The organism is Embleya australiensis (assembly GCF_051903075.1).
In the GTDB taxonomy this organism is placed as follows: domain Bacteria; phylum Actinomycetota; class Actinomycetes; order Streptomycetales; family Streptomycetaceae; genus Embleya.
The window spans coordinates 1,913,606-1,937,516 of the sequence record NZ_CP182422.1 but is presented as its reverse complement, the minus strand read 5'-3'; the positions used below and the strand labels follow the sequence as shown (position 1 = coordinate 1,937,516).

The following is a 23,911-nucleotide window of genomic DNA, read 5'->3' as shown; positions in this document are numbered from 1 at the left end:
CGCAGGCCCCGACGGGCCACGGTGCGGACGCGGCATCGCGCCGCCGGCTCGGGAGACATCCAGCCTCGGGAGTCACACAGCATGGAAGGTCCCTCGCGCGATCCCGTGCCCGGGCGACGCGGCACCGCCGGTCACTGGGTCGGACTCATCGGGATCGCCGTCGTCGCGTTCGCCTCGATCGGCATGCTGGGGTGGATCGCCCCGCTGGTGGCGGGAGTTCGCACTCGTCGGCGCTGGGACTGGGTGGTCCTCACACTCAGCGTGGTGTTCCTGGTCCTGGCCTTCGTCTGTCTGATCGTGGGCAGCGAGACCGAGGACGAGAAGGCCGCGCGCGAGGCGGTGGGCGGACCCGCGCCGCAGACGATCCTGGACGACGTCGGGGCGATCATGCTGCTCGTGCTGATGGTGGCCGTGCCGGTCTGGTGGTGTGTGCGGTCGGCCCGGTGGGCGCGGGCGATGCGGGGGCAACTGCCGCCGCGGCAGGCCGGGTACGCGCCCTGGGCGGGGGCGCACGCGGGGGTGGGCCTCCCGCCGCAACCGGTGTCGCAGCCGTTGCCGCGACCGGTGGTGCCGGGCTACCCCCACCCCGGGCCGGCGATACGCCCGCACATCGCGCCGGTCGCGCCGCCCGCGGCCGGGCCGCCGCCCGCCGTCGACGATCCCGCCGCCCGGGCCCGGGCCCGGCTCCAGGGGCTCAGCGAACGGCTGCGCGAACAGGACGGCGGCAACCCCGGCGGGCCCCGATGAGTGCGCCGGGCCGGGTGATCGCGGAGCGCTACGAACTGTCCGCGGCGATCGGCCGAGGCGGCATGGGCCAGGTCTGGAAGGCGTACGACCGCACCCTCCAGCGCCGGGTCGCGGTCAAACTCCTGCGCACGGACCTCGTGGACACCGGCGGCGAGCGCGGCGCGATGGAACGCCGCTTCCTGCGCGAGTGCCGGGTCACCGCCGGCATCGACCACCCCGGTCTGGTCACCGTGTTCGACGGCGGCGCGGACGCGGGCGAGTTGTACCTGGTGATGCAACTGCTCGACGGCTGCGACCTGGCCGACCTGATCGCCGAGCACCGGCCGCTGCCGTGGGAGTGGGCGGTCGCGGTGGCCGCGCAGATCTGCTCGGTGCTGGCCGCCGTGCACGCGGTGCCGGTGGTGCACCGCGACCTGAAGCCGCGCAACGTGATGGTGCGGCGCGACGGCACGGTCAAGGTGCTCGACCTGGGCGTGGCCGCGGTGCTCGACCCGGAGTCGACCAAGCTCACCACGACCGGCGCGATGCCGGGTTCGCCCGCGTACATGGCGCCCGAACAGATGAACGGCATCGTCGAGCCGCGCACCGACCTGTACGCGCTGGGCTGCCTGCTGTACGAAATGCTGGTCGGCCGCGCGCCGTTCGCCGGGCCGACGATGGCCTCGGTGATGCTGGGGCACCTGAACACCGCACCCGAGCCGCCGAGCGCACGGCGGCCGGGGTTGCCCGCCGGCCTGGATCGGCTGGTCCTGGACCTGCTCGGCAAGCAGCCCGACCAGCGGCCGGCGAACGCGCAGGAGGTGTATCGGCGGCTGGCCCCGCTGCTGCCCGCGCCCACGGGTGACGCGAGCGCGGCGCTGGCCCCGACCGCGCCGATGGACCCGACCCGGCCGCTGCGCTTCCCGGCGGCGCCGCAACCGTTGCCGGGGGTGCCCGCGCCGGTGCACGCGCCGATCCCGGCCGCGCCGGCCGCGTCGTGGGGGATGAGCGCCGGGCCGGCCGCGTACGCGCCCAGGACGGATCCGGACTGGGCCGCGGTGCCCTCGGCGGCGCCGCCCACGCCGGATGTGGGCAGTGCACTCGACGAGGCCAACCGGCTGCTCGGCGAGGGTGCGCTGACCCAGGCGGTGGACGTGCTCGGCGCCGCCCTGCCGGTGGCCGTCGCCCGGCACGGTGAGCACGATCCGCTCGTCCTGGGCCTGCGCCAAGCGCTCGCCGACACGCTGCTCGCGGACCGGCAGTTCCGCCGCGCGCTGCCCGAACTGCGGTACATCGCGAGCGTGTTCGCGGCCACGGGTGGGCCGGCCGACGCGGAGGCGATGGAGTACGGCAGGCAGGTCGCCGCGTGCCTGGAGGAGTTGGGCGAACTGCCCGCCGCGCTCGGCGAGTACCGGCGCCTGCTCGACCTGCACCGTCGGGTCCCGGACGCCGACGTGTACCAGGGCTTCGACCTGCGCGAGCGCATCGGCCTGCTGCTCGCCGCGCTGGGCGACCCGTACCAGTCGGAGAGCGTGCTGGTCCCGCTGCTCGCCGAACTGGAGCACCGGTTGGGCCCGCAACACCCGCGTGTGGCCACGTTGCGGCAACACCTGGCCCGGATCCACGGTGCTTCGGGGTATCGCCGCCGCTGAGCGGTTGTCGAGCCGCCGCCGAGTCGCCGCGACGGGTCAGGCGGCGGCCGGCTCCACGTCGAGGACCACCTTGCCCGCGACGTGCCGGTCGAGGAGGGCCCGGGCGGCTTCGGCGACCCGCTCCCAGGAATCGCGCCGGTCCACCTCCGGGGCGAGCCGGCCCGCCGCCACGAAGTCCAGGAGGGTGGCCAGGTCCGGGCCGACGTCGTGCACGTCGCCGAATGTGCTCATGGTCTTGGCCGGCCCGAGGGAGAACAGCGAGTACGGCGCGAACACCGCCGGTTCGTCGGAGGCCCAGCCGATGTTCTGCACGCTTCCGCCCGGCGCGAGCAGGTCCCAGGCCGCGACCAGTTGCGGGCCGCCGACGGTGTCGAGGACGAGGTCCACCGGGCGGTCGATGCCGGCGAGGCCGACCACGACCTGGTGTGCGCCCAGTTCGGCCAGGCCGGCGGCGCGGGCCGGCGAGCCGACCGAGGCGATCACGTGGGCGCCGCCCAGGGCCGCGAGCTGGACCGCGTAGCGGCCGACGCCGCCGGCCGCGCCGGTGACCAGTACCCGTCGGCCCAGGACGGAGCGGGTGCGCAGGGTGCGCAGCGCGGTGATGCCGGCCATCGGCAGCGCGGCGGCGTCGGCGAGGTCGACCCCGGCGGGCACCTCGGCCACGGCGGTGGTGTCCACGACCATGCGCTCGGCCCAGGCGCCGGCGCCGAACGCGGCGACCTCGGCGCCCACGGCCGGCCCGGTGCCGTCCGCGGCGGCCCGTACGACGACACCGGCGGCGTCGTAGCCGTGCACGGTCCCGGCCGGAAGGCGTCCGGCGAACGCCACCTCACCGCGGTTGAGCGAGATGTGCCGGACGGCGATCACCAGTTGACGCGGTGCGGGGTGGGGTTCCGGGGCGGTCCCGAGACGGAGTGATCCCGAAGCGTCGGGATCGACGACGAGCGCGCGCATGACCATGAGTCCCCCTGAAGGCGTGGTGCGGCCGTGGATTTAACGGACCGTCGGTCCGCTTGTCCTCACGCTAATATGCGGACCGACGGTCCGTCCAGTCGGGAGATGCCGATGAGCGAACAGCGCGCCGAGCGCGCCGACGCGGCGCGTAACCGCCGTGCCGTGCTGCGCGCGACCGAGCAACTCCTGGCCGAGGGCGGCGGGGACCACGTGTCGCTCGACCGGGTCGCCGCGCTGGCCGGAGTCGGGAAGGGCACCGTGTTCCGGCGCTTCGGCAACCGCGCCGGGTTGTTGCAGGCGCTGCTGGAGGAGCGGTCCCGGGAGTTGCGCGACGCGGTCGGGAACGGCCCCCCGCCGCTGGGACCGGGCGCGCCCGCGCCGGAGCGCATGCTCGCCTTCCTCGACGCCCTCGGCGCGATCGCGGAGGGCAACGCCACCCTGCTGTCGGCGCACGGACAGGCCTGCGCCGAGGACCGGTACGGCGATCCCAGCTACCGCTTCTGGCACCACCACCTCGCCGCCCTGTTCACCGACGGCCGCCCCGACCTCGACGCCGACTTCCTGGCCCACGCCGTACTCGCGCTCTTCGACGGCGACCTGATCCGCCACACCACCCCACCCGACGACCCCCGCCACTTCACCCGCTCCGTCCAGGCGCTGGCCATGGCACTGCTGCGCCGGGGCTGAGGGACGCCACACCCCCGATCGCGCTCAACGTCCCACGGTGGTAGGGCGGTTCAGGGGCCGGTCCGCTCCGGCGGCGCGCCGGCTCGTGCGCGATCGGACGGCATCGCCCGCATCACGTCGTGGGGTCGCCGCGCGGCCGAGTCCGGTGCACGTGGCGGGTGTGGGGGCATATTTTCTGCCACTTGTCCGACATCGTGGTCTTCCGTAGCGGGCCGTCATGGGCGACCGTGGAGACATCGACGCGCGGAGGGGTGACGTGGCGATGGAGCTTCACGATGTGTCCCTGCCCTGGTTTGTGGTCGGTGTGGCCGGCGCGGTGTCGTCTTTGGCGCTGCCCTGGTTCCAGACCCGGACCTATCGTCGGGCGCGCGCGCTCGACTTCGACGAGTCGCGCTACGGCACCACGCCCGACACGGTCTTCCGGGTCCCGATCACGCCGCTGAAGGTCTACGCGGAGCCGGTCGCGGCGCGGGCGGTGGGGCTGCCGCTGGGTGTTGCCGGTGCGGTGTTGTTCCTGGTCTTCGGACTTTGGCCGTCGATGCTCACCTGGTCGGTGTGCGGTGGTGTGACGATCCTGCTCACCCCGGTGCGGCGCGCGCTCGGACTGCGGGTGACCCATCGGATCGCGCGGGATGTGCGGTTCCGCAACGGGCCGCTGCGCGATCGGGACGGCACGGTGATCGCCGAGCAGAGCTGGGCGCAGGTGGTGCGCACCTGGTATCGGCACGAGTACCGCGACCGGCCGCCGGGCGAGGACGACCTTTCTGTGGCGGTGCTCGGCAAGTTCTGGTGGCTGGCCGGACACCTGCTGTGCTGGCCGATCACCCTGCCGGGCACCCAGATCGTGCAGACCGCGATGTGCCAGAACCCGGCCTGGTCCCTCGGCCACGTGGGCGACGACGCGGGCGCGCCGTGGCTCGCCGATCTCGGCGAGGCGCGTACCCCTGTACAACGCAACGCGTCCGGAAAGGCTCGCCAGACCGCGCCGGACGGGTGACCGCCCCGGGTGATCGGCGCCACCCCCGGGTGCGGGCCGCCGGTTCCGGCTCCGCCGCGCCTACCGCTCACCCCAGCAGCGACTCCACCAGCGCTCGGACCGACAGTACGAACAGCCGGTCGCCGTCGGTGACGTTGTTCAGGCTGTCCGCCAGTTCCGGGTCGTCGTGGGCCAGCTCGGCTCGCCACTCGTCCACCGCCGGCGGCTCGGCCGCGCTGTTCTCCAGGGCGCGCTCCAGCATCACGAAGCCGGCGACCTGGTACTGCACCGCCTGGACCGCCTCGCCCGCCCTTGCGCCCCGCAGGCCGGCCGCCGTCATCTCGTGCACCAGCGCCTTGCGGGCGGGCAGCATCATCAGCGACTCCAGGCCGCGCTCGCGGACCAGGCCGACCAGGTGCGGGCGCTCCAGGATCATCCGCCGGGTCGATCGCGCGATCGACACCACCCGCTCGACCGGCGTGCTCCCGTCCACCGAGATCGCGCCCATCTCCGCGATCACCCGATCCACCAGTTGGTCGACCAGCACGTCGCGGTTGCCCACGTGCCAGTAGATCGAGGTGACCGCCACGCCCAACTCGGCGGCCAGTTTGCGCATGCTGAGGTTCTCGATACCGGATTCCATGACGAGACGCATGGCGGTGTCGAGCACGGTGTCTCGCGTGATCCTGTCCATCACGTCCCATTCTCGCGCCCCGGGCCGGTGGCCCGATACACGGTCAACCGGGCCGCAGGTCTTTACCTCGCCGACCCACCGGTGTAACAGTGTTACAGAGCAACCGGCACCACTGCGCACGAGATCGCGACAACGGGGGTCGACGACCCGCGCGCAGCCCTCGCACGAGCACCCGAGCACCGAGCACAGGCGCAGGCATAGGCGCAAGCGCAGGCACGAGCACACGCACGAGCGGAAGAGGTGAGGTACGTGGCACGCATTCGGTACGGCGCCCGGCCGGCGGAGGCGCTGAAGAAGTCCTCCCGGGAACGGTCCAGCCTTCCGGAGATCTGGTCCACGGGCGTGATGGCGATCTGGGAGACCGACCCCGAGGTGATCGCGGCCGTACTGCCGCCGCCGCTGGTGCCCGCCGACCGGCCGCTGGTCCGGGCGAACATCTCCGGCTGCGACATCAACGGCTACCCGCTCGGCGCGGGCGCGATCGCGGTGCGCTGCAAGCACGGCGACATCGAGGGCGACTACACGCTGACCATGCCGATGACCACCGAGCGTGCCGTGATCGGCGGCCGGGAGGTGTTCGGCGAGCCGAAGAAGCTGGCCGACGTCAAGGTCGAGCGCGACGGCGACTCCGTCGTGGCCACCGTGAACCGGATGGGCGTCACCTACATCGAGGTCCGCGGCACCATCGGCGAGGAACTGCCGCTGCCGGAGCCCCGGCAGACGCTGAGCTTCTACTACAAGTTCCTGCCCGCCGTGGACGGCGACGGCTTCGACGCCGACCCGCTCCTGGTCCACGTCACCCGCAACGAACGCACCCGCAGCGCACACGCCGTGACCGGCGAAGTGATCCTGCGCGACTCGGACTTCGACCCCGTCGCCGACCTCCCGGTCCGCAGGCTGATCTCGATCACCCTCAGCGAGCGCACCTCCGACCAGCAGGGCTTCGTCGCCGAGCGGGTCAAGGCCGACCTGGTGCTGCCGTACATCCACCAGCGCTACGACGACGTGCAGCAGATCACCGACGACCCGCCGCCCGCCGCGACGTAGCACCCCGCAGGCACGGCAACAGGCAGCGACGACAACAGACGACAAGGGAACGGGACACATGCTGCAGGAATTCGACGGCAGAGTCGCCGTCGTCACCGGCGCCGCGAGCGGCATCGGGCTCGCGATGGCCGAACGGTTCGCCGCCGAGGGCATGAAGGTCGTGCTCGGCGACATCGAACAGGGCGCGCTGGACAAGGCCGTCGCGCGGATCACCGACGCCGGCGGACAGGCGTTCGGACACGTGGTGGACGTGTCGGTGCGCGAATCCGTATTCGCGCTGGCCGACGCCGCGTTCGAACACTTCGGCGCGGTGGACGTGTTGTGCAACAACGCGGGGATCGGTTCCGGCTCCGAGGGCAAGATGTGGGAGCACGACCCCAAGGACTGGGACTGGTGCTTCGCCGTCAACGTGTTCGGCGTCTTCAACGGCATCCAGGCGTTCGTCCCGAGGATGCTCGCGCAGGACACCCCCGGGCACATCGTCAACACCTCCTCCGGCGACGGCGGCATCGCCCCGCTGCCGAACGCGTCGGTGTACGCCACGACCAAGGCCGCCGTGGTCACCATGACCGAGGCGTTGTACGCGCAACTGGGCCAGGTACAGGCCAAGTTGGGCGCGTCCGTGCTGTTCCCGGGACCGAAGATGTTGCGTACCGGCCTGTGGGAGTCGTACCGCAACCGGCCCGAGCGCTTCGCCAAGTCGGTGCCGCGCAAGACGCCCTACAACACGCTCGACGCGTGGGAGAAGGCGATGCGCGACGCGGGGCGGGAGATCGAGTTCACCCCGGTCGAGTCGGTCGCCGCCGACGTGCTCGACGGCATCCGCGAGAACCGGTTCTGGATCCTGCCCGCGAGCGAGCACAGCGACGCCCAGATCACCGCACGGTCGCGCAGCATGCTCGACCGCAGCAACCCCTCGTACCTCGAGACCTTCGTCCTGGACAAGTGAGCGACGATGACTGAGCAAGCGACGACCGAACTCACCACCCCCTACACGATCATCTCCTCGGACACCCACGCCGGGCTGCCCACCGAGCTGTATCGCGACTACCTCGCCGCGAAGCACCACGCGGCGTTCGACCAATTCATGTCCGAGCGCGAGGCGCAGCTCAAGGCGATCACCGATCTGGGCGTGCGCAACGAGGACTTCGCGGCGAACTGGTTCGAGACCAACGAGGAGGTGCTGCGCAGCGGTTGGGAAGTGGACCGGCGCGACCTGGAGTTGGACAAGGACGGCGTGGTCGGCGAGGTGATCTTCCCGGACGCCGACGCGGTCGAGTCGCGTACGTGTGTGCCGTTCGGCGCGGGCCTGGGCCTGTCCGGTGACCTGGATCCCGAACTGGGCCTGGCCGGCGCGCAGGCACACAACCGCTGGCTGGCCGAGTTGTGCAAGACCAGCCCGGAGCGGCGGCGCGGGGTCGCGCTGATCCCGATCACCGCGGCGTTGGACGACGTGCTCAAGGAGATCCGCCGGATCAAGGCCGACGGCCTGGGCGCGGTGATGATCCCGGCGATGTGGATGAACCAGACGCCGTACCACGACCGCAGGTACGACCCGGTGTGGGCGCTGTGCGAGGAGCTGGAGCTGCCGGTGGTCACCCACTCGGGTCCGGCCGACCGCGAGGCGTACGGGAACCACCTGGGCATCTACGTCACCGAGGTCACCTGGTGGCCGTCCCGGCCGCTGTGGTTCCTGCTGTGGTCCGGCGTGTTCGAGCGGTTCCCGAGGTTGCGGTTCGGGGTGACCGAGGCGGGCTGCTGGTGGGTGGGCAACCTGCTGTGGTTCACCGACCGACTGCTGCTCGGCTCGCGCGGCGCGGCCAAGTTGGCCGGGTTCGAGGAGATCAAGCTGCTCCCGAGCGAGTACTTCGACCGCAACTGCTTCATCGGCGCCTCGAACACCAAGCGCCGCGAGATCGGCATGCGCTACGAGATCGGCATCGGCAACATCTGCTGGGGTAACGATTTCCCGCATCCGGAAGGCACCTGGCCGGAGACGCTGAACATCCTGCGCAAGACGTTCTCCGACGTGCCGATCGCCGAGACGCGCGTGATGCTCGGCGAGGCGGTCGCGGATGTGTACGGCTTCGACCTGGCCGCGCTGAAGCCGCACGCCGAGCGGGTCGGGGTCACCCCCGCGACACTCGGCCAGGTGAACGCGGACGGTTCGGCGAAGGACCTGACGACCAAGTGGGCCGCCGCCGCCGAGATCGGCCGGCACTGGCTCACCGGACACGACACGGGCGCCGCGATCAACCCGAACGCGCCGGCCCAGGAGGTCTGATCCCCGATGACCGAGCGCACCACCCCGCCCGCCGTCCCGGGCGGCCCCCCGTTCACCGACCTGCCCGAGCGATACACGGTGATCTCGGCCGACTGCCACGGCGGCGGCGAGATCCACGGCTATCGCGACTACCTGCCGGCCCGCCTGCACGTCGAGTTCGACGCGTGGGTGGCCGGCTACGAGATCCCGTACCCGGACCTGAAGGGCGATCTGGGTCCGCGCAACTGGGACTCCGATCGACGGCTGCGCGACCTGGAGGCGGACGGGGTGGTCGCGGAGGTGATCTTCCCGAACACCGTGCCGCCGTTCTTCCCCAAGCCGTCGCTGACCGACCAGCCGCCCGCCGCGAACGCCGGTGACCTGGCGCTGCGTTGGGAGGGGCTGAAGGCGCACAACCGCTGGATGGTCGACTTCTGCGCGGCGGCTCCCGGACGCCGCGCGGGCATCGTCCAGATCATGCTGCACGACATCCCGGCGGCGGTGGAGGAGATCCGCTGGGCCAAGGAGGCGGGGCTCACCGGCGGCGTGCTGCTGCCCGGTACCCCGCCCGGCTCCGGCCTGGTGCCGATGTTCGACTACGCGCACTACGAGCCGCTGTGGCGGGTGTGCGAGGAGTTGGGCATGCCGCTCAACCACCACACCGGCTCGGCGGCGCCGCCGGCCGGGGACACCGACGTGGACAAGGTGGTGTTCCTGACCGAGGTGTCCTGGTGGGCGCATCGCGCGTTCACCCACCTGGTGGTCTCCGGCGCGATGGACCGCCACCCCGATCTCCAGTTCGTGTTCACCGAGCAGGGCACCGCCTGGATCCCGGAGGAGACCCGGCGGCTGGACTACTACTGGCATCGGATGAGCACCGCGGTCGGCTCCCAGGAGTACGAGTGGGGCAGCGAACTGGTCGGCCGGATGGCGCTCAAGCCCAGCGAGTACTGGGCTCGGCAGTGCCACGTCGGGGCCAGCTTCCAGCGTCCCGCCGAGGCCAAGCTGCGCTACCAGGTGGGCGTGGACCGGGTCATGTGGGGCAGCGACTACCCGCACAAGGAGGCCAGCCACCCGTTCAGTCGCGAGGCGCTCCAGCTCACCTACAACGGCATCGACCCGGTCGAGGTCGCGGCCATGGTCGGCGGCAACGCGGCGAAGCTGTACGGCTTCGACCTCGACGCGCTGGCCCCGATCGCGGCCCGGGTGGGCCCGAGGGTCGAACAGGTGTGGGCACCGCTCGCGCCGGAGGACATCCCGGTCGGCGCGGACAAGTGCCCGGCGTTCGTGGGGGTGACGGGCGTCAAGCCGTAAGGCCGGGTCACCTCGGTCGAGTGCGCCGGTGGCGGGAGTGGAACCCTCGTTCCGCTCCCGCCGCCGGGGGTGTGACGCCTTGCACAGGGCTTCGCGCCGGCGGGCGGGCGATTTTTCCGGTGAATCGTGTCGGCACGGCTTAGAGTCCGAGCCATGACTCGACCGGACTGGGCTCCAGAGCACATCGACATCACGCGCGCCAGCGTCGCCCGCGTCTACGACTACGCGCTCGGCGGCGCGCACAACTTCGCGGTCGACCGCGAGGCCGCGGAGCTGGTCACCCAGGCGATGCCCGAGTTGCGCGACGTGCTGCGCGGGAACCGGGTCTTCCTCACCCGCGCCGTCCACCACCTGTTGGACCTGGGCATCCGGCAGTTCCTCGATCTGGGCTCGGGCATCCCGACCGTGGGCAACGTGCACGAGATCGCGCACAAGGCCGACCCGGACGCGCGTGTGGTGTACGTGGACAACGACCCGGTCGCGGTCGCGCACAGCCAGCTGCTGCTCGCGGACAACCCGAACGCGACCGTGGTGGGAGCCGACCTGACCGATCCGGCCAAGGTGATCGACTCGCCCGAGGTGCGCAAGCTGATCGACTTCTCCCAGCCGGTCGGCGTGCTGATCGTGTCGGTGCTGCACTTCCTGCCGGACGAGGCGGACCCCGTCGGCGTGGTGCGCCAGTACATGGACGCCACCGTCCCCGGCAGCCACCTGGCCCTGTCCCACGCGCACCGCAGCGAGGAGCGCCCGGCCGGGATGGACCGCGCGCTCAGCGAGTACTCGTCCAACGTGCAGCAGATGCACGCCCGTTCGCACGACGAGATCCTGGCCGTCTTCGGCGGCCTGGAACTGCTGCCCGCCCGCCTGGTCCCGGTCGACGTGTGGGGTCCCGCGGGCCCGCTCGGCGACCCGGCCGTGAAGCTGCCTCAGCTGGCGGGCGTCGCGGTCAAGGCCTGAGCGGCCGGCACCGGGTTGTAGAACTCGCGCTGCCCGACCACCAGACCGTCCCGGAAGGTCAACACCGCGATGTAGGTGTTGGCGTAGGGCCGGTCCGTGGTCCGGGCCCGACCCGTCCCGGTGAACTCGACGATCACGGTGTCCGGGTCCACGCAGTCGTGGACCCGGGTCACCGTCAGGCTCAGCTCGAAGACGCCGAGCGCGATGGCGAGGTAGGTCTCCACCGCGGCCCGGCCCTCGATCCGCACCGGCGGCGCGGCGTAGGGAAATTCGAGCACAACGTCGGGGTGGTAGCAGGCCACCTGGGCGGCGCGATCGCCGGCGCCGACGGCGGCGAGCAGCCGTTCGGCGACGCGGGCGTGGTGCGCGCGGCGTGCCTCGGCCGGTTCGGTCGAATGCGTGGTCATGGCCGCACCCTGGCGCAGATCGGCCCGGGATGGAAGATCACGCCGCGGCGGGTTCACCGTCCGCGACGGGCACCGTGTTCGTCTCGGGCAGCAGGAGCAGGCAGGTCGCGCTGACCGTCGCCGCGCCCGCCAGATAGGCGGCGACGCCCCACGGTGTGCCGTCGCCGCGGGCCAGTTCGGTGGCCACCATCGGGGTCAGCGCGCCGCCGAGCACGCCGCCCAGGTTGTACGCGGTGGACGCGCCGGTACATCGCACCCGCGGCTCGAACAGCTCGGACAGGTACGCCCCGACGACCGAGAACATCGCCATGAACGCGACCAGCGTGCCCAGGCATCCCAGGGTCATCCACATCGGCTCGCCGGTGGCCAGCAGGCCGAGCATCGGGAACGCCCACAGGCCCATCCCCGCACAGCCCACCAGGCACATCGGCTTGCGCCCGTACCGGTCGCCCACCACGGCGAACAGCGGGGTGACCAGGGCCATCCCGGTCACCGCGATCATGATGCAGGCCAGCATCGTGGTGCGGCCCACCGTCGGCCGGTCGTCGGCGTACTGCAGGGACCACGTGGTGGTCAGGTAGAAGCCCACGTAGCCGCAGGCCAGCGCCCCCGCGGCGAGCAGGACCAGGCGCCAGTGCCCGCGCAGGACCTCGGCGACCGGACTCGCCGATGTCTCGTTGCCGGCCACCAGCGCCCGAAACGCGGGCGTCTCCTCGACCGAGGCGCGCAGCAGCAGCCCGCCGGCCGCAAGCACCCCGGCGAACAGGAACGGCACCCGCCAACCCCACGCGTGGAACTGCGCGTCGGTCAGCGACCCGGACAGGATCAGCATCAGCCCGTTGGCGAGCAGGAACCCGATCGAGGGGCCGGCCTGGGGGATCCCGGCCCACAACGCCCGCCGCCCCGGCGGTGCGTGCTCGGCGGCCAGCAACACCGCGCCGCCCCACTCGCCGCCCACGCCGAAGCCCTGGCAGAACCGCAACACCACCAGCAGGATCGGCGCGGCCACGCCGATCCGGTCGTAGGTCGGCAGCAGCCCGACCAGCACGGTGGCCACACCGGTCAGGACGAGCGACACCACCAGGACCGGCCGTCGCCCGCGCCGATCGCCCAGGCGCCCGAACACCACCGCACCCAGCGGGCGCGCGACGAACCCGACCGCGTAGGTCGCGAACGCCGCGAGGGTGCCGGCGATCGGCGAGAAGCCGGGAAAGAACAGCGGCCCGAGCACCAGGGCGGCGGCGGTGCCGTAGACGAAGAAGTCGTAGAACTCGATCGCGGTACCGACGAAGGACGCCGCCGCGATCCGGACCATGGAGACATTTCGAGTCACACCCCGCCCAACGACCGGGTGGGGACGTGGTCACCCACGCGGCGGTCACCCGTCCGGCGCGGTCGGGCGAGCCTTTCCGGACGCGTCGCGTTGTACAGGGGTTCGCGCTTCGCCGAGATCGGCGAGCCAGGGCGCGCCCGGGAGCACGCCGAATTCGTCGAAGGCCATGGGTGGGCAGGCTCTCCGCCGAGTTGGAAACCGCCCGACGCCGGGGGATGGACGCCGAGGCACGTTGCGACATGCTGGAACGGCAACTTGCCGCGCTGGAGCGGAATTGGCCGCGCCCGGCGGATCCGACCGGCGGGGCCCAACCCAAGATCCTGGTGGTCGACGACCAGCCGAACAACCTCTTGGCGCTGGAGGAGGTCGTTGCCGCGCCGGGTTATGACGTGGTCTCCGTCAGGTCGGGGCATGAGGCGCTCAAGGCCCTCCTCGAGCACGACGACTTCGCGGTGATCATCCTCGACGTCCAGATGCCGGGCATGGACGGGTACGAGACCGCGGCCCACATCAAACGACGGTCCCGAACGCGCGGCATCCCCATCATCTTCCTGACCGCGATGGGTCTCGATGCCGCACATTCGATCCGCGGCTACTCGGCGGGAGCTGTCGACTACATCGTCAAGCCCTTCGACCCGTGGGCGCTCCGGGCCAAAGTCGCCGTCTTCATCGAGATCCATCTCGAACGCCGCGAGCGCGGCACAGGCCTGTGACTCGGGGTACTTGAAGCGCAATCCGGAGAGGCTGCGGGTCGGAGGTGCGCGGTGTGTCGGGTGTGTGGGAGCGGTGGGGGCGCGGCGTCCCGTGTTGGTGAGGTTCAGCGTTTCGGGGTGGCTACTCGGGGTGGGGGGCGGGTGGGGTCGGGGGTGGGCCGGCGAGGATTTGGCGCCAGGTGGTGGGGGCCAGGGTGGATTGGGATTCCTGGTGGGTGATGCGGGTGAGGGTGTGTGCGGGGAACGTGAGGGCGGTGGTGGCGGACCACAGGGCGCCGGGGATTCGGCGGGGTTCCCGGCGCAGGCTCAGGGATTCCTCTGCGGTGTTGCGGTAGGGCTCGAGGCGTAGGGCGATGCGGAGGATTTCCTGTGCGGCCCGGCGGCGGCCGGCTCGGGCGGCGGTCCATACGCCCGCGTGGGCCTGGCGGGTGCGGACGTCGGGGCGGCCCCAGGGCATCGAGGGTGGCGTCTCGCCCCGGGAGACCGCGATCAGCGCGGCGACCAGGTCCGTGCCGCTCGCGGCGGCGTTGCCGGGCTCGGCCAGATGGGGGCGGACGTTCAGCCAGGCCGGGCCCGACGTGGTGCGCACGGCGTCCAGGGACAGGGCGCCGTGCCATCCGAGGTGGCCGCCGAGCATGGCCACCTGTTCGCGGATGTCGGGCGCGACCACGCTGCGCCGCACCGCCGGGCCGTGCAGGTGCTCGTACGCGTGCACCGCGACCAGTCGGCCGTGCTCGAACACCGCCTGGGCGGACAGGACCGGACCCGCCGCGGGCTCCTGCACCAGCACCCCGGCGCCGTCCACGAACGCGCCGGCGCGGTCCAATTCGTCGGCCAGGCGCAGCAGTTGTTCGCGCCGCTCGACCCGATGCGAGCCGAGCAGGGTCTTGACGTAGAGCGGCGGGTCGGCGACCTGGCGCAGTTCCTCGGCGGTGTGCACCACCACCGTCCCGGCCGGCTGCGGCATGCCGATCTCGGTCAGCGTGCTTGCCGCCGAGGCGCGGTCCGCGACGCGGCGCAGCGCGGCGAACGACGGTACGGCCAGGGCCACTCCGTGCGCGGTGATCCGCTCCGGGGCCCGGGCCAGCACCGCGACGTGTTCGTCGGTGGGCAGCAGCACGTCGTACGGCTCGGCCCCGAGCACCGCTTCCGCCCGAGCCAGCCAGGCCCACGGATCCGTGCCGAAGGCGGGCACCTCGTACACCCTCGCCACCGACCGGGGGCGACCCGGGATCGGCCGACCGGGCGGCGCCAACACCGCCGGCTCGTGCCCCGATCGCCCGACCGCCACCGCGATCTGACGTGACGTCACCCCGAAGCCGTCCCCTAGCAGCACGCGCACGGGGGTCATCCTGGCACACCCGCCCGCCGTCGGAGCGGGCGGAATTCGTCGGCTCGGGGCCGCATGTGGGGCGGTCGGGCGGAATAGGATGATGTGCATGTATCGCCAGGGTCGGATCACCGCGTCGACGTCGCCGCTCGCGGCGTTGCTCGCGCTGATCGGCCTCGGGCTGTTCGTGGAAGGGGCGTTGCCCGCCCTGGTCGCCGTCGCGATGACCGTCGTCCTCGCGCCGGCCGGTGCCGCCGCGGCCTGGGCGCCCTCCGCCGAGCGGCCGTTGTTGCGCCGACTGGCGACGGCTCGTGCGGATCGCGTCGTACCCGGGCACTAGCGTTTCCGGCAGTGACGACGTGAATCTGATCCGCGATCGGAAAAGGGCACCCCATGGCAACGAACAAGTTCGGCGCGACCTGTGCCACGTGCACGACCTATGTCAAAGCCGGCGACGGGCTGTTGGTCCGCCGGGACGGCAAGTGGGTTACGTACTGCGCCGATTGCGGCGAGCCGAAGCCCGCCGCACCGCCGCGCGGCAATCACGACGGCTGGCACCGGGGGCCGATGGCCGCGTTCGACGTGGAGACCTCCGGAGTCGATCCGCTCACCGATTTCATCGTCACCGCCGCCCTGGTGGACTCGACCGGCACCCGGTGGTCGTGGCTGATCGACCCGGGCGAGCGGGAGATTCCCGCCGAGGCGACCGCGATTCACGGGATCGACACCGCGCGCGCCCGGGCCGAGGGACGGCAACCCGCCCTGTGCCTGGCCGAGATCGGCGAGGCGATGGCCGAATACCTGGCCGCCGACACCCCGATCGCGATCTACAACGCGCCGTTCGACCTGACCATCCTGCAGGCCGAGCTGCACCGCCACAATCTGCCGCAACTCCCTTACACCGCACCGATCATCGACCCGCTGGTGATCGACAAGCAGCTCGACCGCTACCGCAAGGGCAAGCGCACCCTCGCGGCCACCAGCGCGTTCTACGAGGTGGTGCTCACCGACGCGCACACCGCCGACGGCGACGCGCTGGCCTGCCTGTTGCTCGCGCAGGATCTGGGCGCGCGTTTCCCGGAGTTGGCCGCCGACTCGCTGCGCACGCTGCACGAGAAGCAGGTGCAGTGGTACGCGGAGCAGGCGGCCTCGCTGCAGAGCTACTTCGACCGGCGCAACCCGGACGGCGGCGGCGCGGTCGTCGACCCGAACTGGCCGGTGATTCCCGGCGGTCCGGACGGGCCGGGCTCGCCGAGCCTGCCGGGCACCACCGGCGGATCGAGCGCGTGGCGGGCGGCGGACGCGGAGCCGAGCCTGTCCGGGTCGAGCGCGTGGCGACCGGACGCCGGGTCGGGCGGGTCGGTGTCGGGATCGGGATCGAGCGCATGGCGGCCGGAGGCGGGGGAGTAGCGGGCGGCGCGCGAAGCCGCCCGGCACCGTGCGCTACGCGGTCTCGAGCGCGCGCAGCCGGCCGTCGATCAGTTCCACCGCCCGATCCGCGTGCGGCAGGTGGCTGCGGTCGTGCGTGACCAGGACGGTGGCCGCGCCGCTCGTGCGGGTCAGGTCGGCGAGCAACGCCACGATCGCCGCGCCGCGCTCGTGGTCCAGCGCGCCGGTGGGTTCGTCGACCAGGAGCACGCTCGGCTCGTGCATCAGCGCGCGGGCGATGTTCACCCGCTGCCGCTGGCCGCCGGAGAGCCGGTGCGGGCGATGCTCCGCCCGGTCCGCGAGGCCGACCCGGTCGAGCAGTTCCAGCGCCCGGGCGCGGGCCTTGCGCGCACTGCCGCCGGCCAGGTGCGCCATCACCTGAAGCTGCTCGACACACGTCAACGAGGCGAGCAGGTTCGGCTGTTGGAACACGATCCCGATGGTGCTCCGGCGCAACCGGGCCCGCTCGGCCGGCCGCAGGGCCACCGCGTCCAGGCCGGCGATCGACACGCGGCCCGCGTCCGGGGTGGTCAGCGTCGCGGCGACGGCGAGCAGGCTCGACTTGCCGGACCCCGACGGTCCGACCACGGCGGTCAGTGTCCCGGGCGGCACCGCCAGCGAGACCCGGTCCAGCGCGGTCAGCCGACCGTCGCCGTCGGGATAGGTGAGCGTCACGTCGGCGAGCTCCAGGCCGGGGGACGGGTGCATGGCGGGCCTCTCGGGCGTGGGGGAATCGGGCTGCGGGGCCATGGCCGTGCGGTTCGTCGCCGTGCGGTTCATCCGCGGGTGGTTCATCGCCGTGCGGTTCATCGCCGTGCGGTTCATCGGGTACACCTCACCGGGTCCCGCCGAGCGCCGTGTGCGGGTCGACCGAGGTCACCCGACGCACCGCGAGCCCCGCGCCGACCATGCCGAGCAGGATCAACACCGCCCCCGGCAGGACCGTGGTCGAGGCGTCCACCACGTACGGCACCCCCGCCGGTGCGACCGCGCCGAACAGCGCGGCGACGCCGATGCCGACGGTGGTGCCCGCGAGCAGCACCAGGAATGCCTGGCCGAGCGCGTCGCGCAGCAGGTAGCCGGTGGGTGCGCCGAGCGCCTTGAGTACCGCCACGTCGCCCGCCCGCTGGATGGTCCAGACGGTGAAGAAAGCGCCCACCACGAGCGCCGAGATGGCGAACAGGAACCCGCGCATCAGTTGCAGCGAGCCGTTCTCGGCGGTGTACGACCCGATCGCCTTCCGCGCGTCGCCGATCGAGGTGCTGCGCGTGCCGATCGCCCGGTCCGCCGCCCCGGTGTGCCCGCCGGCCAGGTCGAGCACGATCACCGTCGCGTGCGGGCCGCCGCGCCGCGGTCCCGGGCGCAGCGGTTGCCAGTCGGCGAGGGTGGTCCACGCGACCGGCGCGTGGCTGTACGAGGATCCCGACACCACGGCGGCGACGGTCAGCACGGTGTCCGCGCCGACGGTCAGCCGGTCGCCGACGCGTACGCGCAGCTCGTCGGCCAGGTCCCGGGACAACACCACCGTCCCGGGGGTCAGCCCGGCGGGGGCCATCGGCCCGCCCGGCTCCACGCCGAACGCCGCCGCGGCGGTGGTCCGCGTACCGACCCCCAGCCGGGTCATCGCGATGCCGAGCGGCGCGGCCGAGCGCACCCCGGGCTCCTCGGCCCAGCGCTGCCACTGCGCCTGCTCCACGGTCGAGTCGGCGAACGAGACACCCTGTCCGGGGGCGGGCGCGGCGAACGCGAGCCGATCGGCCGGCAGCGCGTCGATCGCCGAGGTATTGGCCCGCCCCAGCCCCACGGTCAGCCCGGACACCAACCCGACCAGCGCGGTGACCAGCACCACGGTGACGATCATCAGGGCGAACCGCCCCCGGGCGAACACGAGGTCCCGCAACGCTACGAACACAACGCCAAGCCTGGTCGCCGGCGGCGTCCGCGTCATCGATCGGGTTGACCGGCCCCGGTCAACCTTTTGATCGATGGCTGCTCCACCCGCCCCGGTTAGCCTTGACCCGATATGTACGCCGGTATCCCGACCCCCGTCTCCGTGCCCCGCACGCTCCGCGCCTGTATGCACGCGCTGGTGGCGCTGCTGCTCGCGATGGCCGCGCTGCGCGCCCTCGTCGGCACCGACGCCTCCGCCGTACGGACCGCGCTGATCCCGGTCGCCGCCGCGGTCACGGCCGCGGTGTACGCGGTGGGCAACCTGACCCCCTGGGTGGGGCCGTCGCGGCGGGCCTCGGCGTGGTGGCTGGGCGCGCTGACGGTGTCCTGGTGCGGGTTGTACGCGCTCACGGCGGAGGGGATCTGGTTCGCCTTCCCGCTGTTCTTCCTGGTTCCGCACCTGCTGCCGGTACGGGTCGCGCTGCCCGCGGTGGGCGGGCTCGCGGTGATCGCCGTCGGAGGCTACGCGGCCCATCGCGGCGCGGTGTCGTTGGGCATGGTGCTCGGTCCGCTGCTGGGCGCGGCGGTCGCGGTGGCCACCGTGCTCGGCTACCAGGCGCTGCACCGGGAGAGCGAGGCGCGGCGCCGCCTCGTGGAGGACGTGGTCGCGGCCCGGGCCTCGCTCGCGGCGGCGGAGCGGCACGCGGGGGTGTTGGCGGAGCGGGAGCGGCTGGCCCGGGAGATCCACGACACGCTCGCGCAGGGCTTCAGCAGCATCCAGTTGCTGCTGCGCGCGGCCGAGCGGGCGCTGCCGGCGGATCCGACGGCGGCCGATCGGCACGTCCGGCTGGCGCGGGTCACCGCGACCGACAGCCTGGCGGAGGCGCGGCGGTTCGTCCGGGCGCTGGCGCCGCCGGAGTTGGACGACTCCTCGCTGCCGGCGGCACTGGAGCGGCTGTGCGCGCGGACGGCCGCCGAGGCGGACCTGGACGTGCGCTTCCACCGCACGGGGGAGGCGGCCGGGCTGCCGACGGCCGTCGAGGTGGCGCTGCTGCGGATCGCCCAGTCGGCGCTCGGGAACACGGTGCGGCACGCGGGCGCGTCCCGGGCCGAGGTGACGCTCAGCCACATGGAGGCGTCGGTGACGCTCGACGTGGTGGACGACGGACGCGGGTTCGATCCGGCGGCGCGCCCGGTCGGGGCGGATCGGGGCGGGACCGCCGGCACCGGGTTCGGGCTGGCGGCGATGCGGACTCGGGCGGCCGAACTGGGCGGAGCGCTGACGGTGGAGTCGGGTCCGGGCCAGGGGGCGGCGATCGCGGTGACGTTTCCGGTGCCGGCGGGCGAGCGGACGGGGGCTTTGCCAGCGCGTGCGGGGGAGGCCGGGGCCCTTCCGGTGCCTGAGACCGGGGGGTCCGGGATCGACGGGCCCGGGACCGTCCCGGCGCCGGCCAGGGATCGGCCGAGGACCTTGCCGGCGCCCGTGGACAGGGCCGCGCGGTGATCCGGTTGTTGCTGGCCGACGACCATCCCGTCGTGCGCGCCGGGCTGCGCGCCGTGCTGGCGGCTGAGCCGGACTTCGAGGTGGTGGGCGAGGCGGACACCGCCGAGCGCGCGGTGGAGTTGGCCGGCTCCCTCGTACCCGACGTGGTGCTGATGGACCTGCGCTTCGGCCCCGGCGCCATGCACGGCAACGCGGCCACGGCGGCCATCGCGGCGCTGCCCCGCGCTCCGCACGTCCTGGTGCTGACCACCTACGACACCGACGCGGACATCCTGGCCGCGGTCGAATCGGGTGCGCTGGGCTACCTGCTCAAGGACGCCCCGCCGGAGGAGCTGGCGGCGGCGGTACGAACGGCCGCCGCCGGCGAGTCGGCGCTCGCACCCCGGATCGCGGGCCGCCTGCTGAGCCGACTGCGCCGGCCGCAACCGGTGTTGAGCCCGAGGGAGATCGAGGTGCTGGGGCTGGTCGCGGAGGGGTTGTCGAACCTGGCGATCAGCAAGGCGCTGTTCCTGAGCCAGGCGACGGTCAAATCCCACCTGGTGCACATCTACGCGAAGCTGGAGGTCGACTCCCGAACGGCCGCCGTGGCCGCGGGGGTCCGGCGGGGACTGGTGAAGCGAGGGTGAAGCCCGCCCCCGGCACTCGCCGCCGAAACCCCCGCCCTAGGCGAATCGCGAACTGCGCACCGGACCCGGCGAGTCGACCCGGTCCCGGGTGCCCGTCAGCCAGGTGTCGGCGACGGTTCGGGTGAATGCGCCGAGCGCCTCGTCGGGGTCGGCCGGTGTCTCGCCGTCGCCCTCGTCGTCGGATGGCCCGGCGCGTAGTACCTCGGCCGCGTGGTCCGCTTCGGGGCGAGTGTCGACCCCGTCCCTCCCGCCGTCGTCCGGCTGTACGAACAGCTGTTCCTCCCAGGGTGCGTTGCCGTACTGGCGCAGCAGTCCCGAGACGTCCGCGGAGACCGGGGGCGGCTGTGTCCAGCAGGTGGCGTGCTCGTACAGGACCTGACCGGGCGCACGTTCGCGGAGCGCCGCGCCCGCCTCGGGGGCGAGATCCTCCAGGCGATACGCGACGACGAGGGTGTCCGGGCGGGTGGGTGTGTAGGGCACGGTGGGCACGCCCAGCAGGTCCGCGGCGGCGAGGCCCATGATGCGGCTGCCCCGGTCGTCGAGGAGGGACACCGTCGTGGGCGCCACGCCGGCCGCTTCGAGGACGAGCACGAGGCGGCGCAGGCCGTGCAGGCAGGACGTGTAGTCGTCCTGGTGCATCGCGTAGCGGCCGGTCATGCCGGCGGCGAAGCCGTACGGGGAGAGGGTGGCCAGTACGCCGCCGGTCAGCGCGAACTGCCAACCGCGCAGGTCGAGGTGGTCGAGGGAGCCGGCGCGCGAGGCGGCGTCGGCGCGGGTCAGCATGCGGGTGACGCGGCCGTACGCCCAAGCCCACCTGTCCTCGTCGGGCGCGGGCAGGGTGGCCGCGTGTCGGCGGGCGCGGGCGAGGTCGCCGCTCAGGATCGTGTTGTAGACGAGCAGGTAGCGCTCGGGCCAGGGGCGCAGCGCGGCCTCGTCGGCTTCGAGCAGGGCCACGGCCTCGCCGTGGCGTGCCTCCGCCTCGTACGCCGCCACCAACTCGTTGCGTACGCCCGCCGAGTCGGGCACCCGGCGGACCGCCTCGACGAGCGGGGGGATGGCGGCGAACGCGATGCCGCGCTCGATGCACGCGTATCCGAGGTCGTAGAGGTGCCGAGGGTTCGACGGCTGTGCGGCGGCCTGCCCGGCCGCCTCGGCCAGGTCCTCGAAACCGGCCAGTCGCGCCGCCTTCTCCAGCGCCCGTGCCAGTTCGCCGAGGGGGACGCCGGCCGCGACACCGCGCAAATCGCGGATCGCGCCCGGGACGTCACCCGCCTCCAGGCACTGCCACACCCGGTCGAGATCGTTGTCGGTGCTCATGGGAGAGGAGCCTTCAACACGGGGCGGGACCCGCACAACCGGATTAGCTGTGCCTGGAGGTGGGGCATCGGCCTCGGGGCGTTCGCGGCGGCGGGTCGGGGGTCGGCAGGTCGTAGGGTCTCGGCATGACCGTGCTGCACGTGAAGGGCCGCGTTCTGGTCGGCCCCGAGGATGTCCGTGACGAGATGTGGGTGATCGGCGGGCGGATCACCTTCGAGCGGCCGACGTCGCTCGCCGTCGACGCCACGTTGGAAGGGTGGGTACTGCCCGGCCTGGTCGACGCGCACTGCCATGTCGGGATCGACGCGCACGGCGCGGTCGACGCGCCGACCGCCGAGCGTCAGGCGATCACCGATCGGGACGCGGGCGCGCTGCTGCTGCGCGACGCGGGCTCGGCCGCCGACACCCGCTGGATCGACGGCCGCGAGGACCTGCCCCGGCTGATCCGCGCGGGGCGGCATCTGGCCCGGCCCAAGCGCTACATCCGCAACTACGCGCACGAGATCGAGCCGGGTGACCTGACCGCGTTCGTGATCCAGGAGGCCCGGCGCGGCGACGGCTGGGTCAAACTGGTCGGCGACTGGATCGACCGGGACACCGGGGACCTGGCGCCGCTGTGGCCCAAGGACGCGCTCCAGGAGGCGATCGCCGCCGCGCACGCCGAGGGGGCCCGGGTCACCGCGCACTGCTTCGCCGAGAACTCGCTCCCGGACCTGGTGGAGGCGGGCATCGACTGCATCGAACACGCCACCGGATTGACCGAGGACCTGATCCCGCTGTTCGCCGAGCGGGGCGTGGCGATCGTGCCGACCCTGGTCAACATCGCCACCTTCCCCGGGATCGCCGACCAGGCGGGCGCCAAGTTCCCGACCTACGCCGCGCACATGCGCGCGCTGCACGCCAACCGCTATGCCACGGTGCGGGCCGCCTACGACGCGGGCATCCCGATCTTCGTGGGCACCGACGCGGGCGGCTCGCTGCCGCACGGCCTGGTCGCCGACGAGGTCGCGGAATTGGTCGCGGCCGGCATCCCGGCCCGCGACGCGCTGTCCGCCGCGTGCTGGTCCGCCCGCCGCTGGCTCGGCCGGGACGCGATCGCCGAGGGCGCGTCGGCCGACGTGGTGGTGTATTCGGCCGATCCGCGCGCCGATGTGGGGGTATTGGCCGACCCGCGCGCCGTGGTGCTGCGGGGCACGGTGATGCCGCGCTGACCGCTTCGCGGCGGGATCAGTCCGCGAAGGGCCGCAGGACGCCGTCGGGCTTCGACCGGGCATGCGCGGCGTACTCCCCGAAGGACAGGTTCGCGATTCCCAGGTTGGCCTGCACGTCGTGCACGGCGGCCGGCTCGGTTCGGAACTCGCGTAGGGGCGGGTCGTCGACCGGATCCGGGTTCTCGTCCTCGGGCCAGGTGTCGAGGGCGAGCAGTGCGCGGTCGGTGGAGCGCATCGTGTGCCGGTCGGCGACGAACACCACGAACTCGTTCTCGCCCCGGCGGACCGCGGCGACGATGTCGTCGGGCTCGGCGTCCGCCCAGACGGGATCCTCGACGAGGAGCAGGCCCACGTTGAACTCCCCGTCCCGCCCCTGGGGTTGGGACAACTCCGCGAGCACGGCGGCCCAGCCCGCGTCGTCGGTGTAGTCGGTCCTGATCACCACGGCGGTGAACTCGTCGTGCTCCTCGATCGGGGGCAACACGCCGATCTCCTCTCGGTAGTCCTCGCCCGACCCTGGCACTCGCCGCCGACATCCCGCGGGCCGGGCCGAAATCCACCCCGCGCGGGGCCGCCGGAGTGACCCGGCGACACTCCGCCCCCGCCCGGTCGTTGAACGCGGTGTCCGTCGACGTGGTTCGACGGGCGCGGCGTCGGGGCGTGGGACCTCGGGGCCGGCGCAGCGAAAGGCAGCCCCCGTGCGAGGTTCGGCCCTGATCGCCCCCAACCCCGATCCGCACCACCGCCGCCCGTTCGGCATGGTGCCCCTGCCCTACCCGGTGACCGACGCCCCCGGCCCCACTCCCGCCACACCCCTCGCCCTCCCACCGGTGACCAGGCTCGACGCGCCGGAGCCCTGGTATCGCGCCGAAGGGCGTTGAC

At 72.9% G+C, this 23,911-nt stretch carries 24 protein-coding genes and 1 pseudogene; 16 read left to right on the top strand and 9 right to left on the bottom strand.

Going from position 1 to position 23,911, the window contains the following annotated elements; all coding sequences use genetic code 11:
- Positions 1-81: 81 nt before the first annotated feature.
- Both ACMXN5_RS07985 and ACMXN5_RS07980 read left to right on the top strand, forming a co-directional pair.
- Positions 82-747 carry a hypothetical protein gene (locus ACMXN5_RS07985; protein WP_439674670.1) on the top strand — a complete coding sequence of 222 codons (666 nt, stop codon included), beginning with the start codon at positions 82-84 and terminating at the stop codon, positions 745-747.
- The gene (locus tag ACMXN5_RS07980) at positions 744-2,378 is read left to right on the top strand and encodes a protein kinase domain-containing protein (protein WP_439674669.1); all 1,635 of its coding nucleotides are present in this window, start codon (positions 744-746) and stop codon (positions 2,376-2,378) included. The genes ACMXN5_RS07985 and ACMXN5_RS07980 overlap by 4 nt, the downstream gene beginning before the upstream one ends.
- Before the next feature lie 36 nt (positions 2,379-2,414).
- Here ACMXN5_RS07980 and ACMXN5_RS07975 read toward each other — a convergent pair whose 3' ends face one another.
- Positions 2,415-3,332 (bottom strand): zinc-binding dehydrogenase, encoded by a 918-nt coding sequence (locus ACMXN5_RS07975; protein ID WP_439674668.1) that lies wholly within the window; start codon positions 3,330-3,332, stop codon positions 2,415-2,417.
- Positions 3,333-3,443: 111 nt separating this feature from the next.
- On the opposite strand from ACMXN5_RS07975, the gene ACMXN5_RS07970 reads away from it, so the two are divergent.
- Both ACMXN5_RS07970 and ACMXN5_RS07965 read left to right on the top strand, forming a co-directional pair.
- A complete protein-coding gene (locus ACMXN5_RS07970) occupies positions 3,444-4,019 on the top strand; it encodes a TetR/AcrR family transcriptional regulator (protein WP_439674667.1) in 576 nt (191 codons plus the stop codon).
- Positions 4,020-4,281: 262 nt separating this feature from the next.
- A complete protein-coding gene (locus ACMXN5_RS07965; protein WP_439674666.1) occupies positions 4,282-5,016 on the top strand; it encodes a hypothetical protein in 735 nt (244 codons plus the stop codon).
- 67 nt (positions 5,017-5,083) lie between these two features.
- On the opposite strand, the gene ACMXN5_RS07960 is transcribed toward ACMXN5_RS07965, so the two are convergent.
- Positions 5,084-5,689: a TetR/AcrR family transcriptional regulator gene (locus tag ACMXN5_RS07960; RefSeq protein WP_380011137.1), complete on the bottom strand. Its 606-nt coding sequence runs from the start codon at positions 5,687-5,689 to the stop codon at positions 5,084-5,086.
- Positions 5,690-5,938: 249 nt separating this feature from the next.
- Here ACMXN5_RS07960 and ACMXN5_RS07955 point away from each other — a divergent pair, with 249 nt between their 5' ends.
- The 5 genes from ACMXN5_RS07955 (at position 5,939) to ACMXN5_RS07935 (ending at position 11,270) form a co-directional block, all read left to right on the top strand.
- The gene (locus ACMXN5_RS07955; protein ID WP_439674665.1) at positions 5,939-6,736 is read left to right on the top strand and encodes an acetoacetate decarboxylase family protein; all 798 of its coding nucleotides are present in this window, start codon (positions 5,939-5,941) and stop codon (positions 6,734-6,736) included.
- Positions 6,737-6,794: 58 nt separating this feature from the next.
- On the top strand, positions 6,795-7,685 hold the full coding sequence (locus tag ACMXN5_RS07950; RefSeq protein ID WP_439674664.1) for an SDR family NAD(P)-dependent oxidoreductase: 891 nt from the start codon (positions 6,795-6,797) through the stop codon (positions 7,683-7,685).
- Between the two features lie 6 nt (positions 7,686-7,691).
- Entirely contained in the window at positions 7,692-9,020 is a 1,329-nt protein-coding gene (locus ACMXN5_RS07945; protein ID WP_439674663.1) for an amidohydrolase family protein, read from the top strand.
- A gap of 6 nt (positions 9,021-9,026) precedes the next feature.
- Positions 9,027-10,313, top strand: a complete 1,287-nt coding sequence (locus tag ACMXN5_RS07940; RefSeq protein WP_439674662.1) for an amidohydrolase family protein — start codon at positions 9,027-9,029, stop codon at positions 10,311-10,313.
- Positions 10,314-10,466: 153 nt separating this feature from the next.
- Positions 10,467-11,270: an SAM-dependent methyltransferase gene (locus ACMXN5_RS07935; protein ID WP_439674661.1), complete on the top strand. Its 804-nt coding sequence runs from the start codon at positions 10,467-10,469 to the stop codon at positions 11,268-11,270.
- Here the strand turns inward: ACMXN5_RS07935 and ACMXN5_RS07930 are convergent.
- The gene (locus ACMXN5_RS07930; protein ID WP_439674660.1) at positions 11,240-11,677 is read right to left on the bottom strand and encodes a nuclear transport factor 2 family protein; all 438 of its coding nucleotides are present in this window, start codon (positions 11,675-11,677) and stop codon (positions 11,240-11,242) included. The genes ACMXN5_RS07935 and ACMXN5_RS07930 overlap by 31 nt on opposite strands.
- 37 nt (positions 11,678-11,714) lie before the next feature.
- Positions 11,715-12,992, bottom strand: coding sequence for an MFS transporter (locus tag ACMXN5_RS07925; RefSeq protein ID WP_395788784.1), 1,278 nt, complete (start codon positions 12,990-12,992; stop codon positions 11,715-11,717).
- A 128-nt stretch (positions 12,993-13,120) separates the two neighbouring features.
- Between ACMXN5_RS07925 and ACMXN5_RS07920 the strand changes: the two are divergent.
- Positions 13,121-13,723, top strand: a pseudogene (locus tag ACMXN5_RS07920) (response regulator); the annotation flags it as partial.
- A gap of 121 nt (positions 13,724-13,844) precedes the next feature.
- Here the strand turns inward: ACMXN5_RS07920 and ACMXN5_RS07915 are convergent.
- Entirely contained in the window at positions 13,845-15,065 is a 1,221-nt protein-coding gene (locus ACMXN5_RS07915) for a hypothetical protein (RefSeq protein ID WP_439674659.1), read from the bottom strand.
- A 97-nt stretch (positions 15,066-15,162) separates the two neighbouring features.
- Between ACMXN5_RS07915 and ACMXN5_RS07910 the strand changes: the two genes are divergently transcribed.
- Together ACMXN5_RS07910 and ACMXN5_RS07905 are read left to right on the top strand one after the other, a co-directional pair.
- Complete coding sequence (locus ACMXN5_RS07910; RefSeq protein WP_439674658.1) at positions 15,163-15,393, top strand: hypothetical protein; 231 nt, start codon at positions 15,163-15,165, stop codon at positions 15,391-15,393.
- 53 nt (positions 15,394-15,446) lie between these two features.
- Entirely contained in the window at positions 15,447-16,463 is a 1,017-nt protein-coding gene (locus ACMXN5_RS07905; protein WP_439674657.1) for an exonuclease domain-containing protein, read from the top strand.
- Between the two features lie 33 nt (positions 16,464-16,496).
- Here ACMXN5_RS07905 and ACMXN5_RS07900 read toward each other — a convergent pair whose 3' ends face one another.
- Both ACMXN5_RS07900 and ACMXN5_RS07895 read right to left on the bottom strand, forming a co-directional pair.
- A complete protein-coding gene (locus ACMXN5_RS07900) occupies positions 16,497-17,189 on the bottom strand; it encodes an ABC transporter ATP-binding protein (protein ID WP_439677970.1) in 693 nt (230 codons plus the stop codon).
- 127 nt (positions 17,190-17,316) lie between these two features.
- Positions 17,317-18,393 carry an ABC transporter permease gene (locus tag ACMXN5_RS07895; protein ID WP_439674656.1) on the bottom strand — a complete coding sequence of 359 codons (1,077 nt, stop codon included), beginning with the start codon at positions 18,391-18,393 and terminating at the stop codon, positions 17,317-17,319.
- 111 nt (positions 18,394-18,504) lie between these two features.
- Between ACMXN5_RS07895 and ACMXN5_RS07890 the strand changes: the two genes are divergently transcribed.
- Together ACMXN5_RS07890 and ACMXN5_RS07885 are read left to right on the top strand one after the other, a co-directional pair.
- The gene (locus ACMXN5_RS07890) at positions 18,505-19,875 is read left to right on the top strand and encodes a sensor histidine kinase (protein WP_439674655.1); all 1,371 of its coding nucleotides are present in this window, start codon (positions 18,505-18,507) and stop codon (positions 19,873-19,875) included.
- Entirely contained in the window at positions 19,872-20,501 is a 630-nt protein-coding gene (locus ACMXN5_RS07885) for a response regulator (protein WP_395788774.1), read from the top strand. The genes ACMXN5_RS07890 and ACMXN5_RS07885 overlap by 4 nt, the downstream gene beginning before the upstream one ends.
- 36 nt (positions 20,502-20,537) lie before the next feature.
- Here the strand turns inward: ACMXN5_RS07885 and ACMXN5_RS07880 are convergent, their stop codons facing one another.
- Complete coding sequence (locus tag ACMXN5_RS07880; protein WP_439674654.1) at positions 20,538-21,818, bottom strand: hypothetical protein; 1,281 nt, start codon at positions 21,816-21,818, stop codon at positions 20,538-20,540.
- A 125-nt stretch (positions 21,819-21,943) separates the two neighbouring features.
- On the opposite strand from ACMXN5_RS07880, the gene ACMXN5_RS07875 reads away from it, so the two are divergent.
- Entirely contained in the window at positions 21,944-23,029 is a 1,086-nt protein-coding gene (locus tag ACMXN5_RS07875) for an amidohydrolase family protein (protein ID WP_439674653.1), read from the top strand.
- Positions 23,030-23,045: 16 nt separating this feature from the next.
- On the opposite strand, the gene ACMXN5_RS07870 is transcribed toward ACMXN5_RS07875, so the two are convergent.
- Positions 23,046-23,513, bottom strand: a complete 468-nt coding sequence (locus ACMXN5_RS07870) for a DUF6924 domain-containing protein (RefSeq protein ID WP_439674652.1) — start codon at positions 23,511-23,513, stop codon at positions 23,046-23,048.
- A 214-nt stretch (positions 23,514-23,727) separates the two neighbouring features.
- Here ACMXN5_RS07870 and ACMXN5_RS07865 point away from each other — a divergent pair, with 214 nt between their 5' ends.
- Positions 23,728-23,910, top strand: a complete 183-nt coding sequence (locus tag ACMXN5_RS07865) for a hypothetical protein (RefSeq protein ID WP_439674651.1) — start codon at positions 23,728-23,730, stop codon at positions 23,908-23,910.
- Position 23,911: the final 1 nt, after the last annotated feature.

Coding starts and splice junctions, on each gene's coding strand:
- ACMXN5_RS07965 (WP_439674666.1), top strand. CDS start 4,282: ATGGAGCTTCACGATGTGTCCCTGCCCTGGTTTGTGGTCGGTGTGGCC.
- ACMXN5_RS07880 (WP_439674654.1), bottom strand. CDS start 21,818: ATGAGCACCGACAACGATCTCGACCGGGTGTGGCAGTGCCTGGAGGCG.
- ACMXN5_RS07970 (WP_439674667.1), top strand. CDS start 3,444: ATGAGCGAACAGCGCGCCGAGCGCGCCGACGCGGCGCGTAACCGCCGT.
- ACMXN5_RS07910 (WP_439674658.1), top strand. CDS start 15,163: ATGTATCGCCAGGGTCGGATCACCGCGTCGACGTCGCCGCTCGCGGCG.
- ACMXN5_RS07940 (WP_439674662.1), top strand. CDS start 9,027: ATGACCGAGCGCACCACCCCGCCCGCCGTCCCGGGCGGCCCCCCGTTC.
- ACMXN5_RS07930 (WP_439674660.1), bottom strand. CDS start 11,677: ATGACCACGCATTCGACCGAACCGGCCGAGGCACGCCGCGCGCACCAC.
- ACMXN5_RS07980 (WP_439674669.1), top strand. CDS start 744: ATGAGTGCGCCGGGCCGGGTGATCGCGGAGCGCTACGAACTGTCCGCG.
- ACMXN5_RS07935 (WP_439674661.1), top strand. CDS start 10,467: ATGACTCGACCGGACTGGGCTCCAGAGCACATCGACATCACGCGCGCC.
- ACMXN5_RS07960 (WP_380011137.1), bottom strand. CDS start 5,689: ATGGACAGGATCACGCGAGACACCGTGCTCGACACCGCCATGCGTCTC.
- ACMXN5_RS07945 (WP_439674663.1), top strand. CDS start 7,692: ATGACTGAGCAAGCGACGACCGAACTCACCACCCCCTACACGATCATC.
- ACMXN5_RS07875 (WP_439674653.1), top strand. CDS start 21,944: ATGACCGTGCTGCACGTGAAGGGCCGCGTTCTGGTCGGCCCCGAGGAT.
- ACMXN5_RS07975 (WP_439674668.1), bottom strand. CDS start 3,332: ATGCGCGCGCTCGTCGTCGATCCCGACGCTTCGGGATCACTCCGTCTC.
- ACMXN5_RS07925 (WP_395788784.1), bottom strand. CDS start 12,992: ATGGTCCGGATCGCGGCGGCGTCCTTCGTCGGTACCGCGATCGAGTTC.
- ACMXN5_RS07905 (WP_439674657.1), top strand. CDS start 15,447: ATGGCAACGAACAAGTTCGGCGCGACCTGTGCCACGTGCACGACCTAT.
- ACMXN5_RS07985 (WP_439674670.1), top strand. CDS start 82: ATGGAAGGTCCCTCGCGCGATCCCGTGCCCGGGCGACGCGGCACCGCC.
- ACMXN5_RS07890 (WP_439674655.1), top strand. CDS start 18,505: ATGTACGCCGGTATCCCGACCCCCGTCTCCGTGCCCCGCACGCTCCGC.
- ACMXN5_RS07950 (WP_439674664.1), top strand. CDS start 6,795: ATGCTGCAGGAATTCGACGGCAGAGTCGCCGTCGTCACCGGCGCCGCG.
- ACMXN5_RS07900 (WP_439677970.1), bottom strand. CDS start 17,189: ATGCACCCGTCCCCCGGCCTGGAGCTCGCCGACGTGACGCTCACCTAT.